Genomic DNA, 22,467 nt, shown 5'->3' with positions numbered 1-22,467 from the left:
TTAACGTTCAGTTCACCTCAATGGATGCCTGATAAAGGTTTACTATTGCTGTTGAAAGTTTAACACATTTTCATGAATATGTTTTTTTTCTTCTACTGTTTTCCCCTCGACGTTTTTTAAAACAATGTTTTCTATGGGAAGTTCCTTTTGACCCAATATCCTGGAAACAAATTGCACATTTTTAGCTGTTACGTTGTTTAAATAAACGTCTTTTATTGGTGTTAGTCGACGTTCAACAGTGGGTACTAAATTTCTCCATTGATACAAAACATCCGTCTCAATTCCTAATATGCCGAGCTCTATTCGTCCCGCCTGAAGATTGGAGGCATAGATGTTACGGACATAGCCACCCATGCGTTCATTGGTTTTTATAAAGAGCAGATGGTTTAATTTTGCCCCGTCCATCACTACGCAACTGTCCACGAATACATTTTCAATACCTCCGGAAAGCTCACTGCCAATGGCGATCAGTTGATGCCCGTTTTTTACCGTGCAATTGCGGATTATAATATTCTTTGACGGGGTCTTCAGTCGCCAACCTTCGGGATTCCTGCCGGATTTTATAGCAATCGCATCGTCGCCCTGGTCAAATACGCAATTTTCTATCAATACATTTTGACTCATCTCTGGATCTACACCGTCATTATTATGACCATGTGCATATACATTTAGGTTACGAATTATTATATTTTTCGATAGATAGGTGTGGATGGTCCAAAAAGGACTATTGGTGATGGAAATCCCTTCCAATAGAACGTTTTCACTTCGATTAAACTGGATGAACTGTGGGCGTAGGTGTGCGGTGTCATTCACCATTTGTCTTTGCTCCACAGGAGTATAAGCGGAGGCTAAATTATATAGTCGTTTAATGCTCTCCATATGTGGTTTGGGTCGTGTAAACCACGTCTCCCATACATCCATTTTAGCTTTGATCTCACCTTGGCCGGTAATGGCTATATTTTTACATTCATAGGCATAAATGAGTGGTGAATAATTATAACATTCCATACCTTCCCAAGAGCTATGAACAGCGGGTAAATAATCAGCAGGATTTTCCGAGAATAAAAGAAGAGCACCTTTATCCAAGTGAAGATTTACATTGCTTTTCAGGTGAATTTTCCCGGTTAGCCATTCGCCGGCAGGTATAACTACAATACCGCCTCCAAGCTTATGGGCTTTTTCAATAGCAGTTGTAATGGCTTTTGAAGTAGCTGTCTGATTGTCCTGTAGCGCGCCGTAATCGGTGATTGGCAGTCGCTCACAGCTATTAAAATTCGGACTTTCAACAGAAACAACGCCAAAAGGAGTCTTTATTTTTCGCTTATCTAAGGTAACTTCGGTTTCCGTGTCATTGCCGGCGCAAACGAAAATAGGCAGTAAACATAGAAGATAGACAAAGAATTTTTCCATACTATTTAAGATAACTCATTTATTTCATTCCAAACAAATCGTTGCGTTATGTGCCTTCACGACAGCAAATCCATATATGTTATATTACTGCATCTGCCAGGGCTGCTATTAATAACTCAACTAGTTAACAATTCAACAAGAAACAATAGGTCTCACTTCAAAGAAAAGCGATTTAAAGCTTATCACTGTCATGTTCTGTTAGGCAGGAAGCTCATAACTTTTTGATGTATGTTTCGGGAAGAGTACGGTAAGCCTTCTTTAAGCCACCTAAATCTATACGGATTTCATCTACAATAACGCCTGGGTCCACACAGAAAATTTTCAGCTGATGTTTGCCGGTTTTCAAAAAAGGCATCTCAATTTTTCGCTCGGCCCGGTTTCGCAAGACATTTTGTTTCCACTCCTCGCTTCTTCCGACCGTTCGGATATTGACCATTTTTAAAGGGCCGTCGTCAATGGATACGGCATAACGGACCTGATAGTTATTGTTGATGGGATGTGTAGGTAAAGCAAAAATGGTAACGGAAGGATTGGTCTCCGTAAAATTGTAAAAGTCATACGCGACAAACGTACCATTTTTCTTCATCGCATCGAGATCGGTTGTGACATTTCCTTCCACCGTTAAGGGAAAGGCCTGGATGGCATTTTCCGTATACCCTAAGCCTGGGATCACTTTCCACTGTTTTGCTTGTTGACTATTTTGTCGATTAAAATGATTGGCGTGTATACTAACAAAACCATTGTTTTCAACAAAGCCCTTATAGTTAGCTAGCTGTAGTATGGCAGGATTACTGGCTGATAATGAAAGCACTATTTGCTTGCCGCCCCCCGTGATCGTAATGCTACCGGGTACGCTTTCTTTTTTATTTATGTTTTTCCAATCAATATCTACCCACAGACGCACTTGGCTTTTTCCCGAATCAGGAAAAAGCTGTCCGTTCATTTTTGATAACCGAATCCACGGGTGCGAAACGGAGGCTTTCCATTGCATAGGCTGGCTCTTTTTTAAGAAAACATCAACAAAATACCGCTGCTTATTGAACACATCAAAGGGAGGTAAAGATAACCGAGGCTGATTCGTTAATAAAGAAGAATCTTTTGTCACCAAACCTTCAGGAGCTATATCCCAAACGTCGACGCTATCGATATGAATAGGGGCTATAACCGGTTCTTGATATACGGCCAAATCTCGTGGTTTCATAGACATGATATGTTTCCATTTCCCCTTGGCTAGTTTTGTGTTGTAATTTGTTGTTTCCGCTATGATTCGTTCGTAAGCCTTCTTTGCCAATCGGGCATATTCATGAGCGCTAATTCTATTTTGCTTGGAGTAGAAATAACTTTTGTCGCGGTACAAGAACTTTTTATTAATCTGTGAGGCGCCAATCACCGGATAATATACCAGTTGAAAAAAAGCATCGGCGTCGTGGGGGGATATCTGTTTACGCAAATCACTAACTGCTAACTCCAATGCTTGGTACTGATCGATCCGCTTTTGCGCTTCATCTCCATAGTAAAAATGATTAAAATCGGTATATGTAGTCTCGGTATTGGGTTCCGTCTGGCTCCATCCCATAAACTCAGGACGACGCTCAAATGCTAGCTGATAGTACTTCCAAAGAATCGATTGAATTAACGGTGCTTTTTCCGCTCCGAAAATACCTTGCGTCCAGTGCAATAAGTGTTGTTGCGTATACTTGCCATCTTGAAAGGGAGCGGGGTTTAATGCCATGTCCAAAAATTGCTGTATGTTATATTCTTGCGGTTTAATATCTCCTACATTAAGTACCCATAAGGTACGGGCACCCGTTTCATATGCCTTGATCATTTCTTCAGCCATTAAGGCTGGATGCATTGATGGCAGCCATAGATAGTCGTGGGGACGGCCCCAGTAGGAGGCGTGATAATAAACGCCGGCACCTCCTGTACGATTCCGTTCCTGTTCGTTGTTCAGTCGATGAATATAGCCATAATTGTCGTCGGGCCATACTAAAGTTACATCATTGGGCACCTTTAAGCCATGGTCATATATCTCCAGTACTTCTTTATAGGGAGTAAGAACTTGCGGTACGGCTGTTACATCCTTGTTAATATACTTGGAAAGCAAGGTTCTTTCCTCATGGATGATACTTTGTACCAAGGGGACAGCCTCTTTCAAATCATTCACACCCTCCATTTGGCCGTCGTGAATACCACGCATACCTAGTGTATAAATAGCATCAATCCCTTTACTTTCTTGTATTCGTCCTTCCCAATATTGAAGGATTCTCTTCTTGTTAGTAAGGTAGTTAAAGTGTCCCATCGCCTTTGTGTCCCACTCATCTACATTATTGCGGAGCATCGGTTCAGCATGAGAGGAACCGATAACGATTTGATAGTCTTCGGCCGTTTTTCGATTACCTGGGTAATGAAAGAAGGCTTTCGTACTCGGGTGCATAGCAGGCCATATAAGGTTTGCTTTTAACCGTAATAATAATTCGAATACCTTAGCATAGGTTTTAGGGCCAATATCACCGGTTTCAGGCTCAAAAGTTTTTGCCGCCCAAGGTTGTAATCCCCAGTCCTCGTCATTAATAAAGATTCCTCGGTATTTAACAGCTGGTGATTTCGAAATGTAACTTTCCTGTTTTAATATCAATTCTTTGCTCTTTTTTACAGGCGCATCTGCCCACCAGTACCAAGGGGAGACGCCAATTTTCTCGGAGATCGTAAATACACCAAATGCCGTACCGCGCGGATCGCTTCCCGCAATTACCAGTGCTTTCGATATGTTTTTGGTCGGTTTATTTATGATATTTAATCCAAAGCTTTCCCATTTGCCCTTGAGTTTTTCTGTAAAGTCATTGTCTTTATGCAGTACTGTTCTTATCATCGCAGATTGTATACTGCCTATAGCAATAACGTTTCCACTTACTTGGGAAAGTTCGGTAAACACCTGCGGTTTGCAAGATGTGACTCTTTCGATATCTTCGGCAAGCAGATTCGCGATAATTGAATCTAGTTTAGGAGCCTGTTTATCGTATAGAATCGATACTTTGTCTGTTTTGGTAACGAACGGAAACAGATCGTCTTGCGCTATGGCACAGGTGGAAATCGTTAATACGAGAATGAGTAAACAAAAACTTTTTTTCAAATTCATTATTTAGTAATGTTACATTAAACATTGATTAATTTTCAATAAAATTGCTCCAACTGACAGAAATCTCGCTTTTAAAATCTAAAAAAGGAACCTTTTTAATCATTTGTTAACTTTTAAAGGCATTCAAGCTTCCCTACGGAAGGTTTCTTGGCAAAAAGTTGAACAAACCGAAGAACGTAGTGATGAGTTCATGAGCACCTTTTAAAATAAACAAGGGCGAATAAACCCAAGGCCGTTTTTCCGACACTCGATACCTTTTTGGTTATTCGCAGGAACCCCCCGTTCTACTTGAAATGCCACATCGGATATCCTGCGGTTTTGCAGGTTGATGCACTACCATTGCAGCAGGAGATCCAAGTGGCGAGTTTATTCGCGTTCCGTTCATTTTTGGCGCTCATGAGCTCCCTACGGTCGGTTTTAGTTTCTTTTTTGCGGAAAAAAGAAAAACAAAAAGGTTCTTTTAATATAAACACCTTCATCTGTATGTTAAAAAGCGAAGCCTTTGCTACAATTAGTGGTCATTTTGATCAATTACAATTTTATTCAGTGAAACCATGTATCCTGTACTTCCGTAAAGACGTTTTCGCTTGTCTGACCAGTTGCCGCGTTCGCCCATTACGGTAACTGTCAAGGTATAATCATCCTTTGAAAGACGAGGACTCAGAAATTTGAGCGTTGAAATGGGGTACTTGCAGTACATATCAACGATAGAAGAAAACACGGTTTGTCCATTGCTGTTTTGAAGTTCTACAAGCGCATAGCCTCCATTGGAGCGTGCCATCCCATAAAAACCAACCTGCGTACCTTGGAACTGTATGGAGAAAGAAGCTCCTTTTACATCAGAACTTCGTGAAGACAGGGTGTCTTGTTGCCAATTGCCCGAATACTTTATTCTGTGCATATTAGCACTTTCGATAGTTGTACCTTCCAACAACGTTGGCGATGCCATTCCGGTTGAAACATCGACATTCCAAGCTTCCAAGTATACCGGAATAGATAGGGAGGTGCCATTAACAATCAGCGGCTGCCAGACATAGGTAGCAGCAGAATTTTGTTTGGGGAAAGACCAACGATCACCCATATACATATAAGTAGTGTCTTTTGTTCCTTCAATTGGTAATACAAAGGTGCATTGCGAGTTCCATGTGAGGGAACCTACCGGTGCTAATAGACCTCTTTTTATCCAAGGTCCTTGTAGCGATTTAGCGGTGAAGTAATAGTTGTCATTTCTTTCCCAGCTCGTTAAGTTAGAACCTAAAAAATAGTACAGACTATCTTTGCGGAAGATAACTGGTGATTCGAATCCGGACGTCATGGTTTCGTTTACCTTTTCTTTTACACTTTTATAATCGTTTGCTAGCTTATAAATTTCGCCACCGTGTATCAGCACGTAGCCGGATCCATCCCGATCCTGAAACGCACCCATATCCCATTGCCTAATAGGATTACCTTCGAAAAGCAAAGCTCCTTGAAAAGTGTAAGGGCCGGTAATTTTTGGAGAAGTGGCGTAACCCACAAATTGATCCTTATACCCCAATGTATCCACATGCATATACATAATGTATTCGCCTGTTGGGCATTTCATGACTTTAGGTCGTTCACCCACCCTGTTTGGTCCTAACTTGCCTGCTGGCTGCACGGGAAGAGCCATGCTTTCAAATTTCCAGTTACATAAGTCGGTAGACGAATAACAAGAAAAGCCATTAAATACATTAGCAGAATCAGTTTTGTATTCTCCAAAAAGATAATATTTACCGTTTTCCCTTACGATGTTTGCCCCATGGGCACTCAGGGTTTTGCCTTGATTGTCCATCCAAGGAATACCGGAGTGAATGGCATTATAGGCTTTTCTGCTTTGTGCCGAGGTGATGGATGTGCTCAGTACAAATGTTATTATTAATATGGATTGAGCCAAGCGTCTAATTATGATTAACATCTTGTTTTTAGGTGTTATATAATGAATCCAAGCAAGCATGCCATATCTCCCTTGGATTCATTTCGTTAGTAACCGGGGTTCTGCGGGTAACCTTCCGTATCGCGATCTATAACGGATTGCGGAATAGGACGTAGATAGTATTTATCTACTAGGCCTCCCGGGTTTGCCATTTTTGTTAAAATATTATATTCGAATGCACGAGCTAAGCGTTGTGTTCGTTTAAGATCCAACCACCTTTTGTACTCCCCGGCCTGTTCACGTGCTTTTTCATCCAAAATAAAATCGATGCTTACATCTGCAGCATTGATGTTCATGTTCTGCCCAGGCTTTGCTGCACGTTGACGGATCGCATTCAGCTTCTCTGCTGCTTTGTCGAGCTGGCCGAGCTTAAAATAGGCTTCGGCAGCTAGTAAATAGGTTTCAGCCAATCGAAATAAGAATACGTCTTTTGTACTTGCGTAGGCAAATTCATTGTTATAAGGAAGACCGGCATTTGGATCATAAAACTTATTGATCATAGGAAACTTCTCTAATCCTCCTACATTGTTAAAAGCTTGCTTCCATTTATCAAGGCGAATGATTTCAACATTCGGATTGGACGCCTTGAGCGCAATGGAATCGGCTATTGTAAAAGGTTGGTCGGGGTAGGGGAAATAATAACGAAGGTCACCGGCCTGTATCGCCCCGTCTGTTTTGGTTGCATAAAACCGACTTAAAAAGGTGGCATCGTAGCGAGAATCCTTGGTGGTATTGTATAAGGTGTACAAAAATTGGGTAGGCATAAAATTCGAAATCCGCCTGTTGTAATCTCTTAATCCGGTTACCTCGTCAAAACCTTTCTCGCGCCAATATCGCCAGCCGAATAGGATGTTTTGGCCGTTACCATTGTATCCCGGCTGTGCTCCATACTGAACAGCGAAAATGATTTCTCTATTCAGTTCATTACCAGGTTGAAATACTTCGGCAAAAGTTGGAATTAGTGCGTAATAAGAACTGCCAATCAATTCTTCTGCCAGTTGGGCGGCACGCTCAAAATCGGCCGCCTCACCGAAGGATTTATATCCACGTGTTAAATATAACAATGCAAGCAAATGCCGGGCGGCCCCTTGCGTTGCCCTTCCCGGTTCTGTGCTTGCGGGGTTTGCCTCTAAATTAGGTAAGGCGACATTTAATTCGGCAATCATAAAATCATATACCTCTTGTTCAGAATTGGGAGCGAAATGCGTAACCGGTGAACTGATCTCTTCCTGCACAATAGGTACATTTCCAAAATTTTCGACCAGTAAATAATAAAAATAAGCGCGTAAAAAACGTACTTCCGCAAGTCTTCTATTTTTGATGTTTTCTGCTAAATCAGGAATACCCTCCGCTCGATTAACCGCTGTATTGCAACGTTGTATTCCTCTGTAGGCTACTGTGAAAAAAGTGTCGATGGGAACATTGTCAGCGGTTAATGAGCGGTATTCGTTAAGCTGAATGGCGGGGACCTCATTCGCCTGCCCACTTACCAGTTCTATTTCGCCTCTTGTGGTGATGTCGGTTCCCCATTCAAATAAATTAGGGTTAGGGCTATAGATACCCCTAAGCGAAGCATAGCAGGAGTTAATTAATGATTCGTAGCCGGCCGCATTAGTATAGTAATTTTCTGCAGTAATGCCGCTTAAATTTTCTTCGGTCAGAAATTTTTTACAGGAAGTGAATCCCGCAAAGATTATGACAACTATAATGATAAGTTTCTTCTTCATTTGATTCAATTTTAAAAGGAAAGATTTACCCCAAAAAGATAGGTAGCAGTACTTACAGCGGTCCCATAAGTGTTTTGAATGGCCCACTCGGGATCATATCCTTTGTAATTAGTAAACAAAAATGGATTCGTAGCCGTTGCGTAAACCCGTAAGCGGTTTAGTTTAAGCTTTTCGATAAGGCCGCTTGGAAAAGTATAACCTAAAGTAATGTTGCTGATTCGGACGAAATTTGTCTTTTGATAATAGGCTGCATTTACAAAAGGACCTGGGTTACCAGGTTGAAAATGGGCCTGAGAGGGACTGCTTGGTGTCCAATAATCTACTTTTACCTGGTTATAAATCTGATTGTAATTCATAAAAGAACCATCAAACGAGCTACTAAACTGCTCGCCTTGTCGGGTATAAGCCAGCACATAAAGGTCCACGTTACCGTAGCGGAATGTATTGGCAATCGAACCTGTCCAGTTGGGGACTCGCTTACCAATAATCTGCCGATCGCTGGCATTGATGACACCATTATTGTCTATGTCTTTTACGCGGACCTGGCCGGGGAGTTGATTATATTGTGCGGCAAGGCTTCGTTCACTTTCTTGCCAAATACCGTCAAAAACGTAGTCAAAATTTACCTGAACGGGTTGCCCAATAAACAAACGGTTTCCAATGTCATCGTTTTTACCATTGGCTGTTTCCAGTATTTCATTTTTGTTAGCATCGAAAACGAAATCGGTTTTCCACGAAAATTTGTCTGTTTGAATATTAACGGTACTCAATCCGATTTCAATTCCTTTGTTTCTCAGTTTGCCCAAGTTGTCTGTAACAAAGTTCCATCCCGAAGGTGCCGGCAGATTGCGGTTTAATAGAATATTGTCGATTTTTCGGTTATATAGGTCGATCGTTCCATAAATGCGGTTTTGTAGCAAAGCAAAATCTAATCCTAAATTGATTTCTTTCGTCGTTTCCCAAGTTAATGCTTTGTTCGCTAAACGATTAGGAGAATAGCCCTGTATAAGGGAATTTCCGAAAAAATAAGTGGATGCTCCAAGTGTTGCTTGTGTAGTGTAGGAGTCTATTCGGTCGTTTCCGGAAGCACCGTAACTTAATCGTAATTTCAAGTCATTAATGGCATTTATTTTTTTGACAAAGCTCTCTTCCGACAATCGCCAGGCAAAAGATGTGGAAGGAAAAAAGCCCCATTGATTGCCTTCTGCAAATCTTGAAGAACCATCCCATGTACCCGATGCGGTTAAGAGATATTTATCTTTATAACTATAATTAATACGGGCCCGTGCAGAAGCTAAAGTATATTTTGTATAGCCGGAACTTACGGTAGGTCCACGGAAGGTTCCGTTGAAGTCGGTATTTGTTGCCGAACCTACATTGTACCACAAAGAATTATAAGGTAAATTGTAGACATCGATTCCACTGGTTTCCAGGCGGTCCTTCTGCATACTCTGTATGGCTGTAACGGTCAATTTATGCCCTCCATTAAGCTCTCGCTCATAAGTTGCTTGGTTATCCCAAAGCCAGTTTATTTGTTCATTCGTGTCGTAGTCCCTTGCCTGCGCGTAACCTCCATTGCCTGCGCCCTCCTTGGATAGCGCACCAAAATACCAACCTCCTCGGCCTATGTCCAAGCTTGGTGAAAAAGTCGTTTTTAAGGTGAGGTGGGCAACAGGCTTTACTTGAATATAAAGTTGACCAAATGCCCGAATGGATCGGTTTTGACGAATATCGTTTTCTTGATCAAATAAAGGGTTGATAACCCCATCTCCTCCTAGTACACGGAATACCCTATTGCCATTGTTGTCGTAAGGAGATACAGTAGGTGGCATTCGATACGCTGAACGAAGTGATTCATAACTGCCTAGGTTTTGTAGGTTCTGTGCAGCATAGAAGCTCATGCCTGCTTTCCACTTCTCATTGATCTGTCTGTCAACACTTCCGCGGAAGGAATAGCGTTTAAAATCTTCGGGGCTCACATTGCCTTCTTCGCTTAGTATACCGGCGCCAAAAGCAAACTGGGTTTTCTCATCTCCTCCGCTTGCAGATATATTATGATTCATTTGCAAACCATTTTTTAGCAAGAGAGAAGGCCAATCTGTAAACCTTCCTGCGTCTATATTTTCCCATTGTTCAGGTGTGAAAAACGCTGCATTCGTGCGTGAGGTATCTCTCCCCGTCGCTAGAAACTGTTGGGTACGGAGCTCTACATATTCCGGACCGTTGAACATGCGGGGCAAATTAACCGGCTTTCTTATTCCCATATAACCATCATAAGAGATAGTGGTTTTTCCTTCCTTCCCTCGTTTGGTGGTTACAATAACGACCCCTTTAGCACCGCGGGAGCCATAAATAGCGGTAGCCGATGCGTCTTTTAAAATGTCTATTTTTTCAATATCTGCCGGGTTCAAATCATTTAATCCCGAAGTAGTAGGAATTCCGTCGATCACAAACAAAGGTGAACTTGGGCCACTAAAAGAACTGATCCCCCGGATAGTGATGTTGTAACCCGAACCTGGTTTCCCTACATTTTTTACCACTACCGCACCGGGCGCCTGGCCCTGTAAGGCACCGGCAGCGTCGGGGGTAGCAGCTCGTGCAATGGCGGTTGAGCTTACGGAGGCTATTGATCCGGTAACGTCGGCTTTTCGCTGCGTGCCATAACCTACAACCACCACCTCATTCAGATCCTGTCCGGCTGACGAAAGCTGTATAGTGAGTGATGTTTTTCCCCAAACAGGCATCTCTATCGTATTATAGCCTAAGTAGGAAATTACCAAAACAGCATCGCTGGCCGCTTCAATTACAAAGGCACCATTGTTATCCGTTGACACCTCTCTGTTGATACCCTTTACCTTTACCGTCGCACCAGCTAGTACTTGTCCGGTTTCATCCACAACCTTACCTGTAATCTTAATATCGGCTCGTATCGGATTTTTCGGAACAATGGCTAGCAGTTGATCGGGTAAAATTTGTAGTGTAAACGGGGTGTTGTTAAGGAGATCATTAACAACCGTTAATACATCTTTATCTTGCACGGAATAATTCTCATATTGTTTAAGAGGAATATTCCTTTCGCTGAATACAAATCGATAGCTGCTTTTCTTCTCAATCTCCGAGATGATTTCCTTAAAACCGGCCTTTCCGATATTTAAGGTAACCTTGGTTTGGGAATATCCCGCTGCTAACATTTGAAAGTTGAAATACACAATCAATGCAAATGTTAATTTCATAATAAGAATTGGCTTTTTGAGGCAATAAATCCCCGAAACACCTCGATGGTGTCTGAAAAATTTCATAACTTTAAAAATCTTAAGGATGGTCAAAAGCAGACTCCCGGTCAAAGCAGTCTGCATTAATTACAATCGTCTTTAATGTAGCGGGGATGGCGAGTCCCCGTTGCTTTTTAATCGGGTCCTAATTCAGTTTTCATAATGTTTTGTTAATGGTTAGCTGTTCGTAGTTTTAATAAATAAGTATTTTTTTGTCTTGCATGGTGTAAGAAAATGGTTCAACTAAACGTAGGGCATTTAAAATGTCCGTTACCGACTCCCGCTCAAAATGGCCAGTGAACTTTAGTTGCTTCAGGTGTTGGTTTTTGAAGTCAATTTTTACGTCATAAGCTCTTTCGAGCATTTTGGATACATCCACAAAAGATTGTTCTGCGAAAATAAGCTTATTGAATATCCATGAGGTTTCTATTACTGTATTGTCCATCTTTTGTAAATGCGTAATTTGGGTTATGGCACTCGACTTGCTTTCCGGAAGTTCATCTTTGGCAGTCGGATTCCTGACAATCAGTTTTTCAGAAGGCATTAATGTAAGTCGGTCAGCGGGTCGATCCTTTAACGTTACCTCTATAGCCCCTGTCAATAAGGTTGTTTCGCTAAACGGGTCATCAGGATAAGATTTAAGGTTAAACGATGTTCCCAGCACCTTAATATCCATTTGTTCGGTATGGATAATAAAGGGATGTTTGGGGTCTTTAGCAATGTCAAAAAATCCCTCTCCCACCAAGGTAACCTGTCGTTGCTTATCCTTAAATGTTTTGGGGTAGATGAGCTTGCTTTCCGCATTTAAGACTACTTTACTTCCGTCGGGTAAAGTAAAACTTTTCTTAGCTGCTCGTTCAGTGTAGGCAATTTGCCGCGTAGAAATTCCGACGAGATAGGTCATAATTGCAATAGAAGCTATAATAAGCACAAAAACGGCGGCAGCAACTTTCCATAGATACCGTTTGTTCTTACTTTTTTGCGAAGAAATAGGGAACGCTTCCTGCTGTGCGATTTTTGTCCGGATCTTGTTAAAGACACGCTCGTCCGATGAGTGGTCGGATTGATTATTAGATAGATAAGCTTTGAACAAATCGTACCGCGCCTTAAGCAAAGGATCTTGGAGCAAGCCTGCTAATTCGCTCACCTCTGATGCTGTTAATTCATTGGTGAATTCTTTTGTTATCAATGTTATGAATCGATCCTGTGACATATGCGGTTTATACCTGTATATGGAGAGGACAAATTTTTTGAAGAAATTACCTACAAGAAAATAAAAAAATGTTATTTCTTTAAAATATATCAGGACAGCACAGGTTGCAGTTAACAAAAGAACACCCTTTTTTTGGAATAAATGCAAATGGCAGCTAGGCACTAACCTTATTATAATCATTAGAAAAAATGCAAGATAAAAACCTGATCATTTTAGCTTTCATGTTATTCTTCTATTTCCTTGGTTTCAAAAATACCGGGAATTTATTCGCGCAAAATTTTCCGGATGGAACGCCTATTCCGGCTTGGTTTTCAGATACAAATAGGATCGAAGCGAATGCGCTCGGGGAAAAATATATCATTACTGACCATGGTGTAAAAAACGATAGCACCCTCGTACAAACAGAAAGTATCCAAAAAATTATTGACAAGGCGTCTGAAAATGGTGGTGGTGTTATTGTTATTCCAAAAGGCGTTTTCCTTACGGGATCACTCTTCTTCAAACCTAAAACACATCTATACCTAGACGAAGATGCGACGCTCAAATGCAGTGACAATATTGCTGATTTTAAAGTGCTTACTACCCGTATTGAAGGACAGTCGCTGAAATATTTTGCGGCCTTGATCAATGCCGATGGTTTGGATGGATTTACGATTTCAGGAAAAGGGATAATCAACGGCAATGGATTACGTTATTGGCAGGCGTTCTGGCTTCGCCGCGAGTGGAATCCGAAATGTACTAATATGGACGAACAGCGCCCGCGGCTATTATACATATCGAATAGTAAAAATGTACAGGTATCAGGCGTTCAGTTGCTTAACTCGCCCTTCTGGACCTCGCATTATTACAAATGCGAAAACCTAAAGATTTTGGGTGTGCGCATTCTTGCAGGTTCAAATAATGGAAGTGAGGTTCGCGCACCAAGCTCGGATGGCATTGACTTGGATGTATGCCAAAATGTGTTAATAAAAAACTGCTATATATCAGTAAATGATGATGGTATTTGCTTAAAGGGTGGTAAAGGGCCGACAGCCGATAAGGACCCAAATAATGGGGCTAATCGCAATATCATCATAGAAGACAATACGATTGAAAACTGTCCGTCTCTTACATTGGGTAGCGAATCGGTTTTTAGTGATAACGTCATTATGAGGCGTTGTACTGTGAAAAATACCTCTTATGTGCTTCGATTGAAGATGCGGCCCGACACACCGCAAAAACATAAAAATATATGGGTAGAAGATATTACCGGGACTGCACGTAACTTTCTTTCCATAGATGCATGGACGCAGTTTTTTGATTTGAAAGGGCAACCGGAGCCCAAATCTTCCGTGAGCCATTTGACTATGCGTAACTGTAAGGTAGCTTGTGATCGCTTCCTCCATATCAAATCTTCGAAACAGTACACGCTTTCCAATTTTACGTTTGAAAATTTAACTGTTTCAACGCCGAATGAAAGTGGTGTCGTGTTTGACTTCATCAGAGGTTTACAATTGAAGAATATCATTGTAAATGATAAGAAAGCGGTGAAATAAAAGGAACCTTTTCTTTAGTCACTTTTATTCGTTATTGTTTGTTTTAAAAGGCACTCATGCTACTTCGTGGTTTCCGCAAAAAGTGACGCAAAACCGAGCAAGGCGAGCTCATGAACCCCTAATGAAATAAACAATATGTGAATAAACTCATCGCTTGGAACTTTGCTACGATGGTAGTGCTTCAACCTGCAAACCGCAAATTTCCTAGGCGATATTTTAGCAGAACGGAGGGCTTTTGCAGGCAGCCAACAAGGCCCCGTGTATGGAAAAAACGGCCTTGGAGGATACCAACGCAACGAGCAGCAAAGCATTTGCACGTCTGTTTATATCGCAGTATCCAAGCGGATTGAGGAAGTGAAACGGCTCCAATACGCGGAATGGATGCTTTGCAATCAGGTGCAAGGTAGCCTACACCGCCTTGATTTTGGTTCTTTTCATCTAAGGAAAAGAACATACGTTAAATAAAGGTTGACTAAATAAATCCTTTTTTTCAAAAACAGCTGCTCTGTAGAAAAAGAAACAGCGCGATGGCTGAAGCAATGTTCTTAATAATTATTGCAGCATCAGACGCTTGGTGTTTGGTCATGACGGTGTTTAATTTGGTCATGGCTCGGTAGATTTGTGCATGTACCGTGCGTACCGAAATATTCAAAATTTCGGCCACTTCAGCGCATTTCATTCCATCTTCCTTAACGAGCTTAAAGATGACGCGGCATTGATGGGGTAAAGAGCCTATCGCCCGATCTAACTGCATAAAAAGTTCTTTCCTTTCCAGTTCTTCGTCGGGGCGATAGGCATCAATTATTTCGTTTGTTTCTTCGTCTAGTGACACTAACTGCATGGAAGATTTTTTTTTCCAATGATTGAGTGCTTTATTCTTTACACAAATTAGGAGATAGACCTCGGGCTTTTTAACATGCTCCAATTTACTACGATTAAGCCATAAATCTACAAAAACGTCTGAAACAATCTCCTCTGATGTCTCCCGATCGCTAATATACTGTTGGCAGAATTTAATAAAATTGGCATTGGTCAAGCGGAATAATGCTTCAAAGGCATTGACATTGCTTTCAAAAAGCACTTGCTTCCAACACTTCAATATCTGTGTATCTCTTTCCAATTTTTGCGTTTTTGACTTGTAAGGCAAGGATTATCGGTTTATAAAAATAAAACTCCGGTTACACAAAAAAAAATATATTTCAATTGATTTTCATCCTGTACCGTTATGTTGGCTTCATTTACTAAATTTCCGCTATTTAATAAGCCTTTCTTCCAGCCATTCACCTACTGCCTCATTCTGTTCTTTATAAGTCCAATGTCCGGTTTCTAAAGCAAGATAGAGTTCTTTTGGAGACTGGATTACGTTATACACGGCATATAAAGAAGTTGGCGGACAGGTTTCATCGTTAAACCCCCATGAATAAATACCAGGCACTTTAAGTTGTCTTGCAAAATTGACAACATCATAATAACCCATTGTTTGTAGCTTTTCTTTCGTATTATTAACTTCCCGGCTCGCTGAATCGAGATAATGTGGCCAGCCACCGGCTCGGCCTTTTAGGTATCCTGTTAAATCACTTAGTGCGGGGTAATAGGAAGCTAAAAATTTGACACGAGCATCTAACGAAGCGGTTACAATCGCAAGTGCTCCGCCCTGACTGCCGCCAATCACTGCCAGTTGCTCACCATCAAACTGAGGTAATGAAGTAATGAAATCATTCGCTCGCACGCAACCTAAGTATACGCGTTTATAGTAAAAGCGGTCCCGATTATCTAAGTTATAATTAAAGTAGTTCCCCAACCCACCCAAACGGAGACTGGCATAAAGTTCAGGGTCCATGTTTACCGGTATGCCATGAATGCCTATTTCTAGGGTTATAAATCCCTTCTCGGCGGTTGCAATGTCGCCATTGTAAGGTCTAACGCCGGCGCCCGGAACTCTTAAAATAGCGGGGTATTTGCCCGTTGCTTTAGGGATGCACAGAATACCGTAAAGCCTGGAATTACCATAGTTCTGCATGTTGACATGATAGACGTTCACTTTTTCCGTACATCGTTCGGGCAATAGCGTCATCTTTGCATCTAGCGGAATTCCGGCCAGTTCTTTCTTGGCTTGATTCCAGAATGCGACAAAATCATTCGGCAGTTGGGCTGTTGGTTCAATTTGTTCCGGTGTAAATCCAGCGGTGGCAAGGCCTTTATATGCTTTGCCATTTACATAGGCATAGGCAGTTAAGCGAAGAAAGCCTGGCTGCTTCATGCCTTCACTTTTAACGGTATAGGACGCGGACGTCAACAACAGCGAATCTTTCTTAAGTGCTGGCATTTTTTCCGGGCCGAGCTCATAACGTAAAGGAATATTCTTTAATGGATTGCCATTTTGAAGAATGGTAACCGTGAATTTCACCGGTTCATTTAGCTTGTATTCCCAGTTCTCATGATCGGGTGCTACTATCACCTTAATAAATTGCTCGCTGGGCTGGGCAGTTACTCGAAAAACAATTACAAATAGTAGAAACGCCCATAAATAAATAAATCGCATAGTCATAATTTAAGTTTAATAATGCCATTATAGCAAGGTTGTCGTTTACTTTTGCTAAAGTAATGAGAATTCGATATTGTTCAATTGTTATCTTCGATTTTTTTCAAGCCGATAAGTATCAAGATATAAGTATCGAGACATAAGTATCAAGACATAGAGTACACACGCTTTAATAAATTCGCTTTTAACATACAGCAGAAGGTGTTTATATTAAAAGAACGTTTTTTTTAATCACTTTTATTCGTTATTGTTTGCTACAATGGTAGTGCATCAACTTACAAACCGCAAATTTCCTAGGCGATATTTCAGTAGAATGAAGAGATTCTGCCAAGCAGTGTAATACTTTGTAAACGATTTAAGATCTGTAAACTATGGCAGGTTTGGTTAGAAGCAAATACTTTTCGCTTTCGACAATGCCGCCTCCAAAATTTACGTCATGCAGTGGGAGGCACTAACATTCCTGTAAATTTTGCAGCGGCGAGTTTATTCACTACTTAATTATTTTCAAAGGTGTTCATGGACTCGCTACGGTCGGCTCTTTGACTACTTTCTTTGCGGAAAAGAAAGTAGTTGGCGGTGTCGCTGCCATTAAGCGACAAATTAATTTTTCCTTTTTTAAAAAGGAACCCCCTAAGTCAGGACGGCGCAGGTTGCGATTGCATAGCGTTTATGTGTATGTTTGCTTTAAGTCATTATATACACAGTAAAAACCGATTAAAGCCAACATAATAAGTATGAAATCATTCCTTCTCACAATCCAGCTATGTCTATGGACTTGTGCCTCTTCCATATTATATGCACAGTTACCCCCGGTATTTGAATCAATATATGATGGAAAAATACAAAAAGATGAATTGACACGGATTTTTATATCACCCCAACGGATTGTTTGGAAATATGCTGGAGATGGCAGTTTGGTAACAAATGAAAATGAACTCTTAAAGATAGGGAATAGCCAGACCGAACTCGGTAAAAAAAATATGTGCGAAATGGTGAGTAACCAAAATGAGACCGCCTCCATCTTATTGGATTATGGAAAGGAAATACACGGGGGGATACAGCTTGTATTGGGAGGCTCTACACGTCGCGAACCATCTTTGGTCCGTATTCGTTTTGGCGAATCGGTAGGGGAGTGCAATAGCCAAACCCGAAATTATGAATGGGGAGTTGGGTATTCGACTGACGACCATGCCAAGCGAGATATTATCATGGAAATACCTCGGGATGGGTTAATAGAACTCGGCAATACGGGGTTCCGCTTTGTTCGTATTGACCTATTGCAGAAGAATACCACCATCCATATTAAAGAAGCGAGGGCAATTTTGCGATACCGTGATATACCTTATTTGGGATCATTTAAAAGTAACGATGAACGGCTCAATAAAATTTGGCTAACGGGAGCCTATACTGTGCATCTGAATATGCAAGAGTATTTGTGGGATGGTATTAAACGGGATCGTTTGATATGGCTAGGTGATATGCATCCGGAAGTATCTACCATTGCACGAGTGTTCGGTGACAATGACGTGGTGCCAAAAACCCTGGATTTGGCTTGCCAACAATATCCCTTGCCGCAATGGATGAACGGCATGAGTGCATACTCTTTATGGTACCTGATTATTCAGCACGATTGGTATAAATACAATGGGAATATTGATTTTCTAAGGAAACATCAAAACTATATTTTGGGCTTGATCGATTTAATTGACAGTAAAGTTGATGCTGAAGGCAGAGAGAATCTAGCTGCGGAACGCTTTTTAGATTGGCCGTCTACTCCCAATAAGGAAGGAGTAGAGGCGGGGTATAGAGCGCTCATCGTCTGGGCGATGCAAGATGCTGTCAAATTATGTGAAATTTTAAAACAACCGATTGCTGCAAAGAAAGCAGAAGCCTGTGTTGCACGTATGAATAAATATGTAAAAGATCATCATCAATTAAAGCAGGCTGCTTCCTTAATGGCTATAGCCGGGCTTATTGATCCGGAGAAAGCTTGTAATGAAGTAGTTTCGGTTGGCGGCGCTAAAGATTTCTCTACCTTTTATGGCTATTATATGTTACAGGCACAAGCAAAAGCCGGACAATATCAGCAAGCCATGGATATCATTCGCCAATATTGGGGGGGCATGTTGGACATGGGCGCTACTACCTTTTGGGAAGACTTTAATTTGGATTGGACAAAAAATGCTACGCGCATTGACGAGGTACCGGTACCAGGTAAAAAGGATATACACGGAGATTTCGGTGCCTATTGCTATCCCGGGTTTCGACATAGCCTTTGCCATGGTTGGGCATCCGGGCCTACCGCTTGGATGAGTGAACATATACTTGGTGTGAAGATTTTGGAAGCTGGCTGTAAGGTCATCAAAGTCGAACCTCATCTGGGTGACTTGCAATGGGTAGAAGGTACTTTTCCTACTCCGTACGGGCTGATTGAAATTCGGCATAGTAAGCGAGCTAACGGGACGATTGAGTCTACCGTAAAGGCGCCGAAAGGTATTAAGGTAATTAAATAGATGGTGGCAGGACGCGTCAGGATAGTCTTTTAACCTCATTCTTTTATTTTTAACGTATATAAACAATGCTTATAAATAAATGCCGGAGCATGCTTATCGCACATAAAACCTTCTTACTCTTTATTTTCATGACCTTTGGTCTGTACACCGCTTTTTCCCAAGAAGTCGAAAAGCGGGTTCAGTATCTATCCGGTACAGATAATGAACATACGGTGAAGTGGGACTTTTGGTGCTCGGGCGGACGGAAGAGTGGTAAATGGGGAAAAATTGCTGTTCCGGCTCATTGGGAACAACAGGGGTATGGGCATTATAATTATGGAAGGGATTATGTTACCTATGGCAAAAACTTTCGCTTTCATGACGAGAAAGGAGTATATCGACATACTTTTCCGGTTAATGAACAATGGAAGGGGGAAAAAATATTTATTGTCTTTGAAGGGGTAATGACCGATGCTGAGGTAAAAATAAATGGCCAATCCGCCGGCCCGATCCATCAGGGCGCTTTTTATCGCTTTCGTTATGATATAAGTGACAAGCTCCGCTACGGAAAGGAAAACCAATTGGAAGTTACAGTTAGTAAGATGTCCGGGGATCCGTCCGTTAATAATGCCGAACGACTAGCCGATTACTGGATTCTCGGCGGAATTTTTCGCCCGGTGTATCTGGAAATAGTACCGCCATCATTTATTGACTATGTAGCCATTGACGCAAAGGCTGATGGTTCTTTTCGTATGCAAGCTCACCTTGAAGGAATATCCGCACAAATGAAAGTGAAGGCGAGTATTATTGATCAACGAGGCAAAACGGTGGATATGCTGGAAGCTTTGGCCAGGGAAGGGGATTCCGTCGTGTCTTTTAATACCAAAGTGAGTAATCCTGCTTTGTGGACCGCCGAAAGCCCTAACCGTTACCGTGCGAGAACTGAGCTCTATAAAAATGGGAAGTTGGTATACTTAACGCAGCAGCAATTTGGCTTTCGTACCATTGAAATACGCAAGCAGAACGGCATTTACCTGAATGGGACGAAGATCAAAATGAAAGGAGTAAACCGACATGTATGGTGGCCCGAAACGGGACGATCAGTAAATGCTCGTATTGACTTGGAGGATGTGAAGCTGATGAAATATATGAACATGAACGCCGTTCGTTGCTCACATTATCCGCCCGATCAGTCTTTCTTGGATATCTGCGATTCTTTAGGACTCTATGTTATCGATGAATTAGCGGGCTGGCAAAAGGCTTATGCAACACCGGTGGGAACAAAATTGGTAAAGGAAATGGTTCTGCGCGACCTAAATCATCCATCCATTATCTTTTGGAGCAATGGGAATGAAGGCGGACATAATTTTGATCTAGACACCATATATGGGCATTACGACCTGTCGAAAAGACCGGTAATTCACGCGCATCATCGTCCTGGCAATGATTTTAATGGGATCGATTGTAATCATTATGAAGATTATTACAGTACGCAGAAGATTTTAGCGGATACGAATATCTATATGCCCACTGAATTTCTACATGCACAAGATGACGGTGGTGGAGCCGCCGGGCTCGCCGACATATGGGAGCTGCATTGGAAGGCTAAAAGAGGCGCGGGCGGTTTCCTTTGGGCTTTGGTGGATGAGGGATTAGTTCGTACAGATGAGCAAAATATGATTGACGTCAATGGCGTCAACGCGCCCGATGGTTTAGTAGGTCCCCATCGTGAGCACGAGGGAAGTGTGAATGCGATCCGGGAAATTTATGCACCTATTAAAATCGACGGGAAGGAACTTCCTCCTGATTTTGATGGGCGTATTTCAGTAGAAAATCGCTATCATTTTACGAACCTGAATCAGTGTACTTTTAAATGGGAACTCTTAAATTTTGACAAACTCTTACAAAATGGTGAAGGCTCTACCACTGTATCAAGCGGAAAGGGCAGGTTTCCCGCTATTGCACCTTTAGCAACCGGTCATTTGTCTATTGATTTACCAGCAAATTGGTCTAACGAAGATGCCCTGGCTTTAACGGCATTCGACTCCCAAGGGAATGAGATCTGTCGTTGGGTATGGAAAATCAAACCTAATGAGCAACTCGCGGTTCATCAATTTGATGAGCCCATCGACGGAACAGTTAACATGCAGGAAAAGGATAGCCTGATACAGTTAACGGCCAATGGTATAACGGTCTCAATTCATAAAAATACAGGTCTATTGGCGCATTTAGCGAATGCTTATAGTAAAGCACTTTCTTTTAAAGACGGGCCTGTTTTAGTGAGCGGACAAGCAAAGGCCGTATCAGTAAAGCATTACCGGGAAGGTCATATTGCTGTTGTGGAAGCGTCATGCAACGGTGATTTAAAGTATATCAAATGGAAGATGGATAAATCGGGATGGCTCGAAATGGACTACGCTTACGCGTTAAGTGGTGATCAACCTTTCGCCGGCATCAGCTTTTCTTACCCCGAAAATTTTGTTTTGGGTGTAAAGTGGCTTGGTAAAGGTCCCTACCGTGTATGGAAAAACAGGCTGCAAGGCACTACGTATGGTGTTTGGAAGAATCGGAATAATAATACGCAAACGGGTAGTTATCCTTGGCGCTATCCCGAATTTAAGGGTTATTACGCGGATGTTACTTGGATGGAAATGAACACCGTAGAAGGTAAGTTCTATATGTCTTTTCCAACGGAAGACCAATATGTACGCCTGTTTGATTTTTACGGACTAACCGGCGCAAAGCCACATCCGGATCTACCTGTCGGGGATATCTCTTTTTTGGATGCGATACCGCCTATTGGTACTAAACTTGCGTTGAATATGACCACTGATACCAAAGGACTGGGACCGCAAAGCGAACTGAATCACCTCTCCGGAAAGCTCATCGAAAGAAAGGTTTATTTTTACTTCGGAACTCCAAAAGTGAATGGGGAAAACAAACAATTTGAGATGCCGAAGGTAAATGTACTAACGGATTAGTTATTGGTTATTAGTTGCCGGTTTTTAGTTGTGGGTTGCGAATTGCCAGTTGTGAGCAGAGGCACCCCTAAAGGCAATACTACTTAACTACTCAACTATTTAACAACTTAACTATTCAACAATTCCGGAAACGATTGCGTAGTTTAACCTACAGTTAAAAAGTGGCTTTATTGTTATGTCAGCAGCTTTTTTGATGCTCTTG

At 41.7% G+C, this 22,467-nt stretch carries 12 protein-coding genes; 3 read left to right on the top strand and 9 right to left on the bottom strand.

Annotated features, from left to right (window positions below):
* Positions 1 to 42: 42 nt before the first annotated feature.
* The 6 genes from E0E36_RS24740 to E0E36_RS24715 all read right to left on the bottom strand — a co-directional run bounded on the left by E0E36_RS24740 (position 43) and on the right by E0E36_RS24715 (position 12,715).
* Entirely contained in the window at positions 43 to 1,410 is a 1,368-nt protein-coding gene (locus E0E36_RS24740) for a glycoside hydrolase family 28 protein (protein WP_130858192.1), read from the bottom strand.
* Between the two features lie 211 nt (positions 1,411 to 1,621).
* Entirely contained in the window at positions 1,622 to 4,549 is a 2,928-nt protein-coding gene (locus E0E36_RS24735; protein WP_130858191.1) for a glycosyl hydrolase 115 family protein, read from the bottom strand.
* 511 nt (positions 4,550 to 5,060) lie between these two features.
* The gene (locus E0E36_RS24730) at positions 5,061 to 6,485 is read right to left on the bottom strand and encodes a family 43 glycosylhydrolase (RefSeq protein WP_130858190.1); all 1,425 of its coding nucleotides are present in this window, start codon (positions 6,483 to 6,485) and stop codon (positions 5,061 to 5,063) included.
* A gap of 65 nt (positions 6,486 to 6,550) precedes the next feature.
* Positions 6,551 to 8,230, bottom strand: a complete 1,680-nt coding sequence (locus tag E0E36_RS24725) for a RagB/SusD family nutrient uptake outer membrane protein (RefSeq protein WP_130858189.1) — start codon at positions 8,228 to 8,230, stop codon at positions 6,551 to 6,553.
* A gap of 11 nt (positions 8,231 to 8,241) precedes the next feature.
* On the bottom strand, positions 8,242 to 11,463 hold the full coding sequence (locus E0E36_RS24720) for a SusC/RagA family TonB-linked outer membrane protein (protein ID WP_242627392.1): 3,222 nt from the start codon (positions 11,461 to 11,463) through the stop codon (positions 8,242 to 8,244).
* 232 nt (positions 11,464 to 11,695) lie between these two features.
* Positions 11,696 to 12,715 carry a FecR family protein gene (locus E0E36_RS24715; RefSeq protein WP_165447071.1) on the bottom strand — a complete coding sequence of 340 codons (1,020 nt, stop codon included), beginning with the start codon at positions 12,713 to 12,715 and terminating at the stop codon, positions 11,696 to 11,698.
* 188 nt (positions 12,716 to 12,903) lie between these two features.
* Between E0E36_RS24715 and E0E36_RS24710 the strand changes: the two genes are divergently transcribed.
* Complete coding sequence (locus E0E36_RS24710) at positions 12,904 to 14,250, top strand: rhamnogalacturonidase (protein ID WP_130858186.1); 1,347 nt, start codon at positions 12,904 to 12,906, stop codon at positions 14,248 to 14,250.
* Positions 14,251 to 14,431: 181 nt separating this feature from the next.
* On the opposite strand, the gene E0E36_RS24705 is transcribed toward E0E36_RS24710, so the two are convergent.
* The 3 genes from E0E36_RS24705 to E0E36_RS24695 form a co-directional block, all read right to left on the bottom strand.
* Positions 14,432 to 14,704 carry a hypothetical protein gene (locus tag E0E36_RS24705; protein WP_130858185.1) on the bottom strand — a complete coding sequence of 91 codons (273 nt, stop codon included), beginning with the start codon at positions 14,702 to 14,704 and terminating at the stop codon, positions 14,432 to 14,434.
* A gap of 36 nt (positions 14,705 to 14,740) precedes the next feature.
* The gene (locus E0E36_RS24700) at positions 14,741 to 15,370 is read right to left on the bottom strand and encodes an RNA polymerase sigma-70 factor (protein ID WP_165447070.1); all 630 of its coding nucleotides are present in this window, start codon (positions 15,368 to 15,370) and stop codon (positions 14,741 to 14,743) included.
* A 132-nt stretch (positions 15,371 to 15,502) separates the two neighbouring features.
* Positions 15,503 to 16,798, bottom strand: a complete 1,296-nt coding sequence (locus E0E36_RS24695) for an acetylxylan esterase (protein WP_130858183.1) — start codon at positions 16,796 to 16,798, stop codon at positions 15,503 to 15,505.
* Positions 16,799 to 17,526: 728 nt separating this feature from the next.
* On the opposite strand from E0E36_RS24695, the gene E0E36_RS24690 reads away from it, so the two are divergent.
* Positions 17,527 to 19,305 (top strand): alpha-L-rhamnosidase-related protein, encoded by a 1,779-nt coding sequence (locus tag E0E36_RS24690; RefSeq protein ID WP_130858182.1) that lies wholly within the window; start codon positions 17,527 to 17,529, stop codon positions 19,303 to 19,305.
* A gap of 89 nt (positions 19,306 to 19,394) precedes the next feature.
* On the top strand, positions 19,395 to 22,265 hold the full coding sequence (locus E0E36_RS24685) for a glycoside hydrolase family 2 protein (RefSeq protein WP_130858181.1): 2,871 nt from the start codon (positions 19,395 to 19,397) through the stop codon (positions 22,263 to 22,265).
* Positions 22,266 to 22,467: the final 202 nt, after the last annotated feature.

It is taken from the genome of Olivibacter jilunii, from assembly GCF_900607235.1.
Lineage (GTDB): Bacteria > Bacteroidota > Bacteroidia > Sphingobacteriales > Sphingobacteriaceae > Olivibacter > Olivibacter oleidegradans.
This window is presented reverse-complemented; position numbering and strand designations above follow the sequence as displayed.